The organism is Bradyrhizobium sp. CIR18, from assembly GCF_014198295.1.
Taxonomy (GTDB): Bacteria; Pseudomonadota; Alphaproteobacteria; order Rhizobiales; family Xanthobacteraceae; genus Bradyrhizobium.
Genome location: NZ_JACIHF010000011.1, coordinates 16,551 through 30,167 on the forward strand (window position 1 = coordinate 16,551; position 13,617 = coordinate 30,167).

Genomic DNA, 13,617 nt, shown 5'->3' on the forward strand with positions numbered 1-13,617 from the left:
AGAGGACTCCAATGCCCCGTTTCGCCGCCAATCTCTCGATGATGTTCACCGAGGTGCCGTTCCTCGATCGCTTCGATGCCGCCGCCCAGGCCGGCTTCACCGCGGTCGAGTTTCTCTTTCCCTATGAGCATCCCGCCGAGGCGGTCGGCGAGCGCCTCAAGCGCAACGGCCTGACCCAGGCGCTGTTCAATCTGCCGCCGGGCGACTGGAACGCCGGCGAGAAGGGTTTTGCGGCGCTCCCCTCGCGCTTCTCCGATCTCAAGACGGGCCTGGAGACGGCGCTGCCTTACGCCAAGGCGACCGGCGTCAAGCGCCTGCACCTGATGGCCGGCATCGCCAACCGCGGCGAGCGCGTCGCGATCGAGGCGTTCTACAAATCGGTGGCATGGGCTGCGGAGTTCTTCGCCCCGCACGGCATCGACATCGTGCTCGAGCCGATCAATGCGCGCAACGTGCCCGGCTACTTCCTCAACGATTTCGGCTTCGCGCGCGATCTGATCCAGGAGCTGAGGCTTCCGAACCTCAAGCTCCAGTTCGACATCTATCACTGCCAGATCATCCATGGCGACGTCACGATGCGGCTGCGCGAGATGATGCCGATCATCGGCCATATCCAGATCGCCAGCATCCCCTCGCGTAACGAGCCTGACGGGGAGGAGCTGAACTATCCGTTCCTGTTCGAAGAGCTCGACCGGCTCGGCTATGCCGGCTTCGTCGGCTGCGAGTACAATCCGCGCGGCAAGACCACCGATGGCCTTGCCTGGTTCAAGCCCTATGCAGGAGTGAAGCCGTGACACTTGCGTTGGGCTGCATCGCCGACGACTACACCGGCGCTTCCGATCTCGCCAACACGCTGACACGCGCGGGCCTGCGCACCGTGCAGACCATCGGCGTGCCCGCGGACGATCTCGCACTGCCCGAGGTCGATGCCGTCGTGGTGTCGCTGAAGAGCCGCTCGATCGAGGCCGGCCTTGCCGTGTCGCGTTCGCGTGCGGCGGATCAGTGGCTGCGCGGCCGCGGCGCCGGCCACGTGCTGTTCAAGATCTGCTCGACCTTCGATTCCACCGACGCCGGCAATATCGGTCCGGTGATGGACGCGCTGCGTGCCGATAGCGGCGAAGGTGCCGTGCTGGTGACGCCAGCCTTCCCGGAGACCGGCCGCACCGTCTACCAGGGCAACCTTTTCGTCGGCGCCGTGCCGCTCAACGAGAGCCCGCTGAAGGACCATCCGCTCAACCCGATGCACGATTCCAACCTGGTGCGCGTGCTGGCGCGCCAGAGTAGGACGCAGATCGGTCTCGTCGACCTCGCCAACGTCACGCGCGGCGCAGATGCCGTGCGGGCACGGCTGGCCGAGCTGGCGGGCAAGGGCATCGGCGCGGCCATCATCGACGCGGTCTTCGATCGCGACCTCGAAACCATCGGCCTCGTCGCCGCCGAACATCGGCTGTCGGTCGGCGCCTCCGGCATCGGCCTCGGGCTCGCGCGTGCGCTGGTGTCGACGGGTAAAGTCAAATCGGCCAGGGCGAACGGCGAGACCGGCGCTGCCGTCGGTGGACCGGCGGCCTGCCTCGCCGGGAGCTGCTCTCAGGCGACGCTTCAGCAGATCGCCAACGCCGAGCGCGTCATGCCGGTGCTTCATCTCGATCCTGACCGTATCATTACGGGGGCCGGCGAAGCGCAGCGCGCGTTGGACTGGGCGAGGCCGCGGCTGGCGGAGGGCCCGGTGCTGATCGCCTCGAGCGCGACGCCCGATCAGGTCGCCGCATTGCAGGCGCGTCACGGTCGCGACGCAGCCGGCCATGCGATCGAGCAGACCATGGCCGACATCGCGGAAAGCCTCGTGAAATCAGGGGTGCGGCGACTGATCGTTGCCGGCGGCGAGACTTCCGGTGCGGTGGTCGATCGGTTGAAGATCCCCGGATTTCTCGTGGGAGTGGAAATCGCGGCAGGTGTCCCGGTGCTGCATGCGGTGGGCGCGCAAGCTGACATGCTGCTCGCTCTGAAGTCCGGAAACTTCGGCGGCGCTGAATTTTTCTCCGACGCGCTTAGGCTCATGCGCTGAGCGCAGAGCATTTTTAGCGACGTGTTCATCTCTTTGAGGCTCCGTACTCGTACGGAGTCGTAGTTAACATCTGCGCAGGTGCTCTGGTGTTGGATGTTGGTGCTGCTCCCTTTGGTTGATTCGTAAAACTTCCGGACGCGCACCGCGCCAGCACAAAGAGACCCGATTATGCTCGCCACCATTTCCATCCGCGCCAAGATCATCAGTGTCGTGGCGTTCCTGCTTGTCGCAATGGCCGGCATGGGTCTCCTGGCCGTCATGAAAATGCGGTCGATGAACGCCAACACCATCGACATCACCACGAACTGGATGCCCAGTGTGCGGGTGCTTGGCGAGCTTCGGGCGAGCGTCATCACCTATCGCAACGTGGTCCGCCAGCACATGCTGTCCGAAACCCTGGACGAGAAGCTCGCTAACGAAAAGACGGCTGTGACAGTGATCGAGGCGCTGGCCAAGATCCGCAGCCGGTACGAGGCAATGATCACCTCGCCGGAGGAGCGGGCGCTCTACAACCAGTGGTCAAAACTCTGGGACGACTACAAGAAGGGCACCGAGGAGGTGATGGCGCTCTCGCGCAAGGAGGCCGGCAAGGTCCCGCACGAAGCGCAGGAGCTGAATACCAAGACCGTCAACAAGATCGGTCTTGCGTCGGATGAGGTCCTGATGAAGGACATCGACCTCAACACCAAGGGCGGCGATCAGGCGGCACAGGATGCTGCGGACAGTTATTCTTATGCTTTCATGCTGGTCTCGATCATTCTCGGCGCCGCAATCATCATCGGCATCGGCGTCGGCTTCTATCTCGTCCAGGACGTCTCGAAGGGCATCAACTCGATCATCGAGCCGATGCAGGCGCTGGGCAGGGGCGACCTGTCCGCCGAGGTCCCGCACCGGGGCGATAAGACCGAGATCGGCGCCATGGCCGACGTGCTTCAGATCTTCAAGGAGGCGCTGATCGCCAAGAAGGCCGCCGACGAGGCTGCGGCCGCGGATGCCGAAGCCAAGATCGAGCGCGGCCGCCGCGTCGACAACATCACCCGCGAATTCGAAACCATGATCGGCGAGATCGTCCAGACCGTGTCGTCGGCCTCGACCCAGTTAGAGGCCTCCGCCTCGACGCTGACTTCGACCGCCGACCGTTCGCAGCGGCTGGCGACCACCGTCGCCGGCGCTTCGGAGGAAGCCTCGACCAACGTGCAGTCGGTGGCCTCGGCGACCGAGGAGATGGCTTCGTCGGTCGGCGAGATCAGCCGTCAGGTGCAGGAATCGGCGCGGATGGCGGGCGACGCCGTCGGTCAGGCGCGCGCCACCACCGAGCGCGTCAGCGAGTTGTCCAAGGCGGCGTCCCGCATCGGCGATGTGGTCGAGCTGATCAACACCATCGCCGGCCAGACCAACCTGCTGGCGCTGAACGCCACCATCGAAGCCGCACGTGCCGGTGAGGCTGGCCGCGGCTTCGCCGTGGTGGCCTCCGAGGTGAAGGCGCTCGCCGAGCAGACCGCCAAGGCGACCGGCGAGATCGGTCAGCAGATCTCCGGCATCCAGGCGGCGACCAACGACTCCGTCGGCGCCATCAAGGAAATCTCCTCGACCATCGAGCGCCTCTCGGAGATCTCGTCGGCGATTGCAGCGGCGGTGGAAGAGCAGGGCGCAGCGACGCAGGAGATCGCCCGCAATGTGCAGCAGGCCGCGCAGGGCACCCAGCAGGTCTCCTCCAACATCACCGACGTGCAGCGCGGCGCGACCGAGACCGGCACGGCCTCCTCGCAGGTGCTGTCGGCGGCGCAAATGCTGTCGAACGATTCGGGGCGGCTGAAGAATGAGGTCAGCAAGTTCCTGACCAACGTCCGCGCGGCGTAAGTTCTCGCACACAGCTATCCCTCCAGGAACGAGCGGCGCCAAAAGCGCCGCTCGTTTTCTTTTTCTGCCGGTAGCATGATCTCGCCTAGAGGTAGCATCATGGGGAAGCACCCGTAGGCGCACGGGGTTCCCCTTTCATGGTTGGTTAAATTCGCTTTATGAGAATAACGCAAAGACGACTCGAACAGCGGCCGTCCGAATTGGAATGAACAAATAATCAATTCATTTGGGGCTCCGATGCGCAAGAATTTTCCCGTCACCGATGTCGAATATCCGGTCAGCGACGAGACGCTGATCGTTTCGCGCACCGATCTCAAAGGCAAGCTCAGCTACTTCAACGAGGACTTCATCGCGGCCGCCGGCTTCACATCGGCCGAGCTAATGGGCCAGCCGCACAATATCGTTCGCCACCCCGACATGCCGCCGGAGGCGTTCGACAATCTCTGGGACACGCTGAAGGCCGGCAAGCCGTGGCTCGGCGCGGTGAAGAACCGCCGCAAGAACGGCGACTTCTATTGGGTGCTGGCGACTGCCTCGCCGATCCGGGAGAATGGCCAGGTCAAGGGTTACACCTCGATCCGCACAAAACTGCCGGCCGATCAGCGCAAGCTCGCCGAGGAGGTCTACGGCGCGATCCGCGAGAAGAAGCCGCACGGTTATCGCGTCGACGCCGGCATCATCCGTCGCCGCTCGTGGCTCGACCGCTTCAGCGTCTTCACCGGCACGCTGAGGGCGCGCCTCGTCACGACGATGGCGCTCCAGACGTTGTTCATGCTCGCGCTCGGCATCGGCGGCGCGCTCGCCTCCGGCGGTTCGGCCAGCCTGATGCTGTCCGCGCTGGCCGTCGTTGGCGCCCTCGTCGTCGGTTTCGCGGGACTTGCAACCATGCGCGCGATCCAGGGGCCGATGCAGCAGCTCAACGGCACTCTGGTCAACCTCGTGCAGGACAAGCTCGACAACCGCATCGTGATCGAGCGCGACGACGAGATCGGCGAGGCGCTGCGCAACCTCCAGACCGTGCAGACCATCATCAGCTTCAGCCGCGACGAGGTGCAGGCGGTGCAGCGCCGTGCCGAGACCCAGCGCAAGGCCGACATGACCAAGCTCGCCGACGGCTTCGAGGCCGCGATCGGCGAGATCGTCGAGACCGTGTCGTCGGCCGCAACCGAGCTCCAGGCGTCCGCCTCGACGCTGTCCTCGACCGCGGGCCGCGCGCAGGAGTTGGCGACAGTGGTCGCATCCGGCTCGGAAGCCGCCTCCAGCAACGTTCATTCGGTCGCCTCGGCGGCCGAGGAGATGTCGTCCTCGGTGCGCGAGATCGGCCGCCAGGTGCAGGACTCCTCCCGGATCGCGAGCGAGGCGGTCAGCCAGGCGCATGCCACCACCGAACGTGTCAGCGAATTGTCGCGGGCCGCATCGCGGATCGGCGACGTCGTCGAGCTCATCAATGCGATCGCCGGCCAGACCAATCTGCTGGCGCTCAACGCCACGATCGAGGCGGCGCGGGCCGGCGAGGCGGGTCGCGGCTTCGCCGTTGTGGCCTCCGAGGTCAAGGCGCTCGCCGAGCAGACGGCCAAGGCCACCGGCGAGATCGGCCAGCAGGTCGGCGGCATTCAGGCGGCGACGCAGGATTCGGTTAGTGCCATCGGCGAGATCAGCGGCACCATCGCGCGCCTGTCGGAGATTGCTGCAGCGATCGCCGCGGCCGTGGAGCAACAGGGCGCGGCCACACAGGAGATTGCCCGCAACGTTCAGCAGGCCGCCCAGGGCACCCAGCAGGTCTCGTCCAATGTCGGCGACGTCCAGCGCGACGCCTCCGAAACCGGCTCGGCATCCTCGCAAGTGCTGTCGGCGGCGCAGATGCTGTCCCGCGATTCCAACCGTCTCAAGCTTGAGGTCGGCAAGTTCCTGAACTCCGTCCGCGCCGCCTGAGACAGGCCGCCGCATAGCTGCGATGTCGATTTCGCAGTGCGGTAGCAGGGAAGTGAATGCAGGATAGTTCTGGTTATTAGCGTTTCCGGCGGTGCTCGGGTAAAGGGGAATGGGGATCGCCGTGGGGGCAGATTCCGTATCCTCGCTTGACCCGGATTTGCCTGGCGCATGATTGCTCTGGTCCGTATTGCCCTGAGCCGGCCCTATACGTTCGTCGTGCTGGCACTCCTGCTGCTGATCATCGGACCGCTCGCGGCGCTGCGGACCCCGACCGACATCTTTCCGGACATCCGCATTCCCGTGATCGGCGTGGTCTGGCAGTACACCGGCCTGCCGCCCGACCAGATGTCCGGCCGCATCACGACGCCGTTCCAGCGTGCGCTGACGACCACGGTCAACGACATCGAGCACATCACCGCCAATTCCTATAACGGCTTTGGTATCATCAAGATCTTCTTCCAGCCGAACGTCGACATCCGCACCGCCAACGCGCAGGTCACCGCGATCTCGCAGACGCTGATCAAGCAGATGCCGCCGGGCGCGACGCCGCCCTTGATCCTGAACTACTCGGCCTCCACCGTCCCGATCATCCAGGTGGCGCTGTCGGGCGACGGCCTGACCGAGCAGAACCTCGCCGACATCGGCATCAATCAGCTCCGCACGCCGCTGGTCACCGTGCCCGGCGCGGCGATCCCGTACCCGTTCGGCGGCAAGCAGCGCCAGGTCCAGATCGACCTCGATCCCACCGCGCTGCAGGCCCGCGGCCTGTCCGGCCAGGACGTCGCCAATGCGCTCGCCGCGCAAAACCTGATCACGCCGGTCGGCACCCAGAAGATCGGCCAGTTCGAGTACAACATCCAGCTCAACAACTCGCCGCTCAGGATCGACGAGCTCGGCAACCTCCCGATCAAGACGGTCAACGGCGCCATGGTCTATGTGCGCGACGTCGCGACCGTGCGCGACGGCAATCCGCCGCAGACCAACATCGTCCACGTCGACGGCAACCGCTCGGTGCTGATGATGGTGCTGAAGGCGGGCGCGACCTCGACGCTCGATATCATCGCCGGCATCAAGCAGAAGGTGATCGAGGTCAAGGACCAGCTCCCCGACGCGCTCAAGATCGGCTTCATCGGCGACCAGTCGGTGTTCGTGCGCGGCGCGATTCAGGGCGTCGCGGTCGAGGGCGTGATCGCGGCGCTGCTCACCAGCGTCATGATCCTGTTGTTCCTCGGCAGCTGGCGCTCGACCATCATTATCGCGGTCTCAATCCCGCTGTCGGTGCTGGGCGCCATCATCATGCTGTCGGCGATCGGCGAGACGCTCAATATCATGACGCTCGGCGGGCTCGCGCTCGCCGTCGGCATCCTCGTCGACGACGCCACCGTCACGATCGAGAACATCAATTACCATCTGGAGCAGGGCAAGCCGGTCGAGCAGTCGATCCTCGACGGCGCCAACCAGATCGTGACGCCGGCCCTTCGTGTCGCTGCTCTGCATCTGCATCGTGTTCGTGCCGATGTTCTTCCTCTCGGGCGTCGCGCGCTTCCTGTTCGTGCCGATGGCGGAAGCCGTGATGTTCGCGATGATCTGGTCGTTCATCCTGTCGCGCACGCTGGTGCCGACCATGGCGAACTATTTGTTGCAGGCGCATGTCCATCATGAAGGCGGGCCGCCGAAATCGCGCAATCCGCTCGTCTGGTTCCAGCGTGGCTTCGAGGCACGGTTCGAGCGCATCCGCGGCGGTTACCATGGCTTCCTCGGGCTCGCGTTGGCGCACCGCGCGGTGTTCGTGATCGGCTTCCTCTGTGTGGTCGGCGCCTCCTTCGCGCTGGTGCCGTTCCTCGGCCGCAATTTCTTTCCCGCGGTCGACGCCGGCAACATCCTGATGCATGTCCGCACCCAGGTCGGCACCCGCGTCGAGGAGACCGCCAACCAGCTCGCCGACGTGCAGAAGGCGGTCCGCAAGCTGATCCCCGGCGAGATCGAGACCATGACCGACAACATCGGCATGCCGATCTCCGGAATCAACATGACCTACAACAACACCGGCGTGATCGGCCCGCAGGACGGCGACATCCAGATCAAGCTAAAGGAGGGCCACAAGCCGACCGAAGAACACGTACGCGTGCTGCGTGAGCAATTGCCGCGGCTATTCCCCGGCGTCAGCTTCGCGTTCCTCCCCGCAGACATCGTCAGCCAGATCCTGAACTTCGGCGCGCCGGCGCCGATCGACCTGCAGATCCGCGGCGCCAATCTCAGTGCCAATTTCGCTTACGCCAACAATCTGCTGGCAAAAGTCCGCAGGATCCCCGGCGTTGCAGATGCGCGCATCCAGCAATCGCCGAACGCTCCGACCTTCAACATCGATGTCGACCGCACCCGCGCGCAATATGTCGGCCTGACCGAGCGCGACGTCACCAACAGCCTCGTGGTCAATCTCGCGGGCTCCTCGCAGGTGGCGCCGACCTACTATCTCAACCCCGAGAACGGCGTGTCCTACTCGATCGTGATGCAGACGCCGCAGTACCAGATCGATTCGCTGAGCGCGCTGCAGACGCTGCCGATCACCGCGGCCGGCAATGCGCAGTCACCAATCCTCGGCGGCATCGCCGACATCAAGCGTTCGAGCTCGAGCGCGGTTGTCTCGCAATACGACATCCAGTCGATGGTGCAGATCTTTGCGACGACCTCGGGCCGCGATCTCGGCGCGGTCTCCGCCGATATCCGCAAGGTGATTGCCGAGACCGCCAAGGAGGTGCCGAAGGGTTCCTCCGTGGTGCTGCTCGGACAGGTGCAGACCATGAACAGCGCCTTCACCGGCTTGTTGTTCGGCCTGCTAGGCGCCGTCGTGCTGATCTATTTCCTGATCGTGGTGAACTTCCAGTCCTGGTCCGATCCGTTCGTGATCATCACGGCGCTGCCGGCCGCGCTCGCCGGCATCGTCTGGATGCTGTTCGCGACCGGGACCACGCTGTCGGTCCCCGCGCTCACCGGCGCCATCATGTGCATGGGCGTAGCGACCGCCAACAGCGTGCTGGTGATCTCCTTCGCACGCGAGCGCTACGAGGAGCTTGGCGATCCCGTCGCCGCGGCGCTCGAAGCCGGCTTCGTCCGGTTCCGCCCCGTGCTGATGACCGCGCTTGCCATGATCATCGGCATGGCGCCGATGGCGCTGGGTCTGGGCGAGGGCGGCGAGCAGAATGCGCCGCTCGGCCGCGCCGTGATCGGCGGCCTGATCTTTGCAACCTTCGCCACGCTGATGTTTGTTCCCGTGGTGTTCAGTATGGTCCACAAAAAGCAAGGCGCCAAAGCCGCCGCCCCATTGGAGACCCCGCATGTCGCCCACTGAACCCCGCTCCCCGGTTTCGCACCGGAAACTGGGCATCTTCGGCGTGGTGGCGCTGATCGCGGCCGGCCTCGTCGTCGGCACCGGCATCCGCGCGCGCGAGGAGCAGGGCTCCAGGCTAAAGGAATGGACCGACGATCAGGCCGTTCCCAGCGTCGCGGTGGCGCAGCCCAGCGCCAAGGCGCTCAACGCCACCATCGATCTGCCCGGCCGGCTGGAAGCCTATTATCGCGCGCCGATCTTCGCGCGCGTGTCGGGCTATCTGAAGAGCTGGAGCGCTGACATCGGCGCCCGCGTCAAGGCCGGGCAGGTGATCGCCGAGATCGAGGCGCCGGACCTCGATCAGCAACTGCTTCAGGCTAGAGCCGACCTCGCCAGCCAGCAGGCCAGCGCCAGGCTGTCGGAAGCAACGCTGAACCGGCGCAAGACGCTGGTCGCCTCCAACTTCGTCTCCGCGCAGGAGATCGACGAGCGCACCGCCGATCTCTCCAACAAGAATGCCGCCGTCAATTCGGGCAAGGCCAATGTCGAGCGGCTGGAAGCGCTGGCCGGCTACAAGAAGATCACCGCGCCGTTCGACGGCGTCGTCACCGCGCGCGACACCGATGTCGGCGCGTTGATCAATGCCGGCGGCGGCTCGGGCCCGGCGATGTTCGTGATCTCCGACATCACCAAGCTGCGCGTCTACGTCAACGTGCCCCAGAATTACGTGCCGGCGATCAAGATCGGCGCCAAGGCGACGATCACGCTGCCCGAGTATCCGAACCGGACTTTCCAGGCGACGGTGGAGGCGTCCTCGCAGGCCGTCGACGTCGCCTCCGGCACCACGCGCATGCAGCTCGGGCTCGACAATTCCTCAGGCGAGCTGATGCCCGGCGGCTATGCCAGCGTCAAGCTCAACCTCCAGCGCGATACCGCGCCGCTCAGCATCCCCGCCAGCGCGCTGATCTTCAACAGCAGCGGCCTGCGCGTTGCCACCGTCGGTGCGGACGACAAGGTTCTGTTCAAACCCGTGACCATCGCCCGCGATCTCGGCCGCGAGATCGAGCTGGCCTCGGGGATCACCGCGGACGACCGCGTCATCACGGCACCGCCGGACGGGTTGTCGGACGGCGATGCAGTGCGTGTCGTCGGTGCGGGTGCGAAGGGCAAGCCGACGACCGCGTCGGAGAAGCAGGCGCCGAAGGGGTAGGGCGGTCTCGTGCCCCGGACGCAGCTCTCGTAGGGTGGGCAAAGGCGCTCTTACGCCGTGCCCACCAATCTTTCCTGATCACGTGAAGACGGTGGGCACGCTCCGCTTTGCCCACCCTACGAAACCTTCCACTCCGGCACGCCATCCGCCGCCATTGCGATCTCGCCGAGCGAGCCAACCGGCGTGCGGTCCATGTTGAGTAGATGCGCCAGCGTGGCGCTATCGCCCGCCGGAATCCGCGCCAGCGTGCGCCTGTCATCTTCCGTCCGCACCATCACCACGCCATGCTCGACCTCGCCGCCGCGGCCGTAGAGCACCGTGAAGCTCTCGACCTTGCCCTTGCCGCTTGCCTCAGTCACGAACTCCGGCACCGCGCGCTTGTTGCGGTCGGCCTCGCCCTGCACACTCGTCTCCTGCGCCAGCGCCTGGCGCGGCCCCGCCTTCGCCACTACCAGCGCGTGATGCTTGGTAACGAAGCCGCCCTGGCCGTAGAGCAGGCCAAGTTTTGCGCCCTCGCGCACACGCCGCACCATCGCGCAGGCCGCATGCGTCATGTAGGTGTTGAGCGGGGCGCCGAAGAAGGTGAGGCCGCCGGTCACGGTCGGTTGCACGTCGGCGCCGAGGCCGAGCGTTCGCCGCGCCATCTTGGGTACGCAGGGGAAGCAGCTATAGAGCTCGATGGCGTCGAAGTTTTTGCCGTTGCCGCCGGCAAGGTCCATCACCGCTTTCAGCACCGCGTTCTGCGGATGGCTCTCGTAGAACTGGTCGCGCAACAGATAGTCGCGTGGCTCCTCCGCCGAGGCGCCGCCGAGCGGATAGACCAGCCTGTCTTCCGCGATGCCGAGCGCACGCGCCTTGGCGAGGCTGGTGAGCAGCAGCGCACCGCCCATGTTGACGCTGGGGTTGGCGACCATCAGCTTGTTGTAGGGCCAGGCGATCAGCCGGTTGTCCGCGGTCGGCGTCGTGATCTCCTCGGGCGCATAACGCCGCTTCAGCCAGGCATTGGGATTTTGCGCGGCGGCTTCCGAATAGCGCGACCACAGCGTGCCGGACTCCGCCATCGCCTCGCGCGGCGTCTGGTCCCAATGCGCGGCTGAGGCGGCCTCGTAGAACGGATAGACGGTGACGGGACGAAACACGCCGAGCTTCACCGCCAACGGCTTCTGGAATGCCGCGCCGCGCTTGGGCTCCTCGACATCATGGGCAAACGGTGTCCACGGGAGCTTTGCCCCAGTGCGTTCCGCTTTGGTCGCGGTCGATTGCGCTTCCGCGCCGCACACCGCCGCCACGCTGCATTCGCCGCGTGCGATGCGCTTGGCGGCTTCGTGGATATAGCGGATCGGGCTCTCGCCGCCGACCGGGCCGTAATAGCAATGCGCAGGCGTGATGCCGAGGCGCTGCGCCAACAGCTGCTCCGGATCGCGGTAGCGCCAGCTCAGGAAGTTGACGACGTCGAGCGACTGCACCTCGCCGAGCAACTTTGCGCCGGCATCTGTTTCCGCGCGCCGCAGTGCCTGCTCCAGCAAGTCGAGCGGCTCGAGGCCGTCAGTGATGTCTTTCGGGCGATCGACAATCTCGCCGATGCCGACGATGACGGGGATGCGGTCTTCGGAGGTAGGGGAATTGGTCATTTCTTCTTGCTTCACGTTTCAGATTCTTGGCACGCCGTCGCCCTTCGAGGGCCGCTGAAGAAGCGGCCACCTCAGGGTGACGGCTACGGAGGAAGCGTCATCCCCGCGCAATGGCGAAGCCATTGTCGCTGGAGGTGCGGGCCGAGCGACGCTTGCGGCGCTTGGCGAGCCTCGAAGGATGGGCTGCGGGCGACACTCGGGCTACACACTCCATCACTCCGCCACCAGCGCATTCATGTGCTCGACGGCTTCGGCGAAATCTTCCTTGAACTCCTGCACCACCGCGCCCGCCGACTTCACGCTGTCGATGAGCCCGACACCCTGGCCGACGAAATAGCTGACGAGATCGCGCGCCTTGGCGTTGCCGCTCGCCGCCGCGCGGTCGATCGAATTGAAGGCATCGCGGCTGACGATGCTCTGCAGCGGCATCGGCAGTGCGCCGGGGCTGTCCGGCGCGCGGTCCCAGGCATCGGTCCAGACCGAGCGGAGCTGCCGCGCCGGCTTGCCGGTGCGGCCTTTCGAGCGGACTGCATCACGGGAAGAGGCCGCGATCATCTTCTCGCGAAAGATCTCGGTGGTCTCGGCTTCCACCGTCGCGAGCCACACCGAGCCGGTCCAGGCGCCGGCCGCGCCCATCGCCATGCACGCCGCCATCTGCCGTCCCGTCATGATGCCGCCGGCCGCCAGCACCGGCACGTCGCGGATGGGCTTGATCGCCTTGATCACCTCGGGCACCAGCACCATGGTCGAGACCTCGCCGCAATGCCCGCCAGCCTCGGTGCCCTGCACGACGAGGATGTCGACGCCGGCCGCGACCTGGCGCAGCGCGTGCTCCTTGGCGCCGACCAGCGCTGCGACCGGCACGCCGTGTTTCTTGCCCATCTCGATCATCGCCTTCGGCGGCACGCCCAGCGCATTGGCAATCAGGCGGATCGGATGATTGAAGGACACCTCGAGCAATTGCAGCGCCGTCTTTCCGTCGAACGGCTGCGGCTGATCGGCTGCGACCTCGGTGGTCGTCAGCTCGATGTCGTATTTCTTCAGGAGCTCGTGCGTGTAGGTGCGGTGCTCCTGCGGCACGCGCGCTTCCAGGCTCTTCCAGGTGACGTCCTTCTCGCCCGAGGTCGAGATGTTTTCGGGGATCAGCACGTCGATGCCGTAGGGCTTGCCGTCGACGTGATCGTCGATCCATTTCAGCTCGCGTTCGAGCGTATCGGGCGTGTGCACGGTGGCACCAAGTACGCCGAAGCCGCCGGCGCGGCTGACGGCGGCGACGACGTCGCGGCAATGGCTGAAGGCCAGCAGCGGGAACTCGATGCCCAGCATGTCGCAGATCGGCGATTTCATGGCTCTCTCTCCCGGCGGTCTTCGCGTTCTCGTTGCTTTCGCGCGCGAAGCAAGGTGACGCTAGCCGATCGTCACTGGCGATGACAGGCCGGATTCGGCGAGGCATCTTGTGTGTAGGCGTCGCGCTCTACCCGAAGGCCGCTGCGTCCCAGTTGACGCCCGTCATTCCGAGCTCGCCCTGCGGGCGGCCGGATGACGGGCGGAGCCTGCCATGACGAAACGGTGAGATGCCCCGCCCGGCAAT

Annotated in this window: 7 protein-coding genes and 1 pseudogene; 6 read left to right on the top strand and 2 right to left on the bottom strand. The window is 65.6% G+C overall.

From position 1 onward, the window contains the following. Positions 1-11 precede the first annotated feature (11 nt). From otnI to GGD65_RS28200, 6 genes and pseudogenes are all read left to right on the top strand, one after another. Positions 12-794 carry a 2-oxo-tetronate isomerase gene (gene otnI / locus GGD65_RS28175; protein ID WP_183237309.1) on the top strand — a complete coding sequence of 261 codons (783 nt, stop codon included), beginning with the start codon at positions 12-14 and terminating at the stop codon, positions 792-794. Continuing rightward, a complete protein-coding gene (gene otnK / locus GGD65_RS28180; protein WP_018315626.1) occupies positions 791-2,065 on the top strand; it encodes a 3-oxo-tetronate kinase in 1,275 nt (424 codons plus the stop codon). The genes otnI and otnK overlap by 4 nt, the downstream gene beginning before the upstream one ends. Before the next feature lie 168 nt (positions 2,066-2,233). After that, positions 2,234-3,925, top strand: a complete 1,692-nt coding sequence (locus GGD65_RS28185) for a methyl-accepting chemotaxis protein (protein WP_183237310.1) — start codon at positions 2,234-2,236, stop codon at positions 3,923-3,925. Between the two features lie 237 nt (positions 3,926-4,162). Beyond that, positions 4,163-5,857 carry a methyl-accepting chemotaxis protein gene (locus GGD65_RS28190; protein ID WP_183237311.1) on the top strand — a complete coding sequence of 565 codons (1,695 nt, stop codon included), beginning with the start codon at positions 4,163-4,165 and terminating at the stop codon, positions 5,855-5,857. A gap of 168 nt (positions 5,858-6,025) precedes the next feature. Continuing rightward, positions 6,026-9,206, top strand: a pseudogene (locus GGD65_RS28195) (efflux RND transporter permease subunit). Further along, positions 9,193-10,395 carry an efflux RND transporter periplasmic adaptor subunit gene (locus GGD65_RS28200; protein WP_183237312.1) on the top strand — a complete coding sequence of 401 codons (1,203 nt, stop codon included), beginning with the start codon at positions 9,193-9,195 and terminating at the stop codon, positions 10,393-10,395. The pseudogene GGD65_RS28195 and the gene GGD65_RS28200 overlap by 14 nt, the downstream one beginning before the upstream one ends. 116 nt (positions 10,396-10,511) lie before the next feature. Here the strand turns inward: GGD65_RS28200 and GGD65_RS28205 are convergent, their stop codons facing one another. Beyond that, positions 10,512-12,026 carry an acetyl-CoA acetyltransferase gene (locus tag GGD65_RS28205; protein ID WP_183237313.1) on the bottom strand — a complete coding sequence of 505 codons (1,515 nt, stop codon included), beginning with the start codon at positions 12,024-12,026 and terminating at the stop codon, positions 10,512-10,514. A 213-nt stretch (positions 12,027-12,239) separates the two neighbouring features. Beyond that, positions 12,240-13,373: a nitronate monooxygenase gene (locus GGD65_RS28210; RefSeq protein ID WP_183237314.1), complete on the bottom strand. Its 1,134-nt coding sequence runs from the start codon at positions 13,371-13,373 to the stop codon at positions 12,240-12,242. Between the last annotated feature and the right edge of the window lie 244 nt (positions 13,374-13,617).

What these genes read in the sequence shown, in the direction of transcription:
- otnI (WP_183237309.1), top strand. Translation starts at nt 12, where the DNA reads ATGCCCCGTTTCGCCGCCAATCTCTCGATGATGTTCACCGAGGTGCCG.
- GGD65_RS28185 (WP_183237310.1), top strand. Translation starts at nt 2,234, where the DNA reads ATGCTCGCCACCATTTCCATCCGCGCCAAGATCATCAGTGTCGTGGCG.
- GGD65_RS28190 (WP_183237311.1), top strand. Translation starts at nt 4,163, where the DNA reads ATGCGCAAGAATTTTCCCGTCACCGATGTCGAATATCCGGTCAGCGAC.
- GGD65_RS28200 (WP_183237312.1), top strand. Translation starts at nt 9,193, where the DNA reads ATGTCGCCCACTGAACCCCGCTCCCCGGTTTCGCACCGGAAACTGGGC.
- GGD65_RS28205 (WP_183237313.1), bottom strand. Translation starts at nt 12,026, where the DNA reads ATGACCAATTCCCCTACCTCCGAAGACCGCATCCCCGTCATCGTCGGC.
- GGD65_RS28210 (WP_183237314.1), bottom strand. Translation starts at nt 13,373, where the DNA reads ATGAAATCGCCGATCTGCGACATGCTGGGCATCGAGTTCCCGCTGCTG.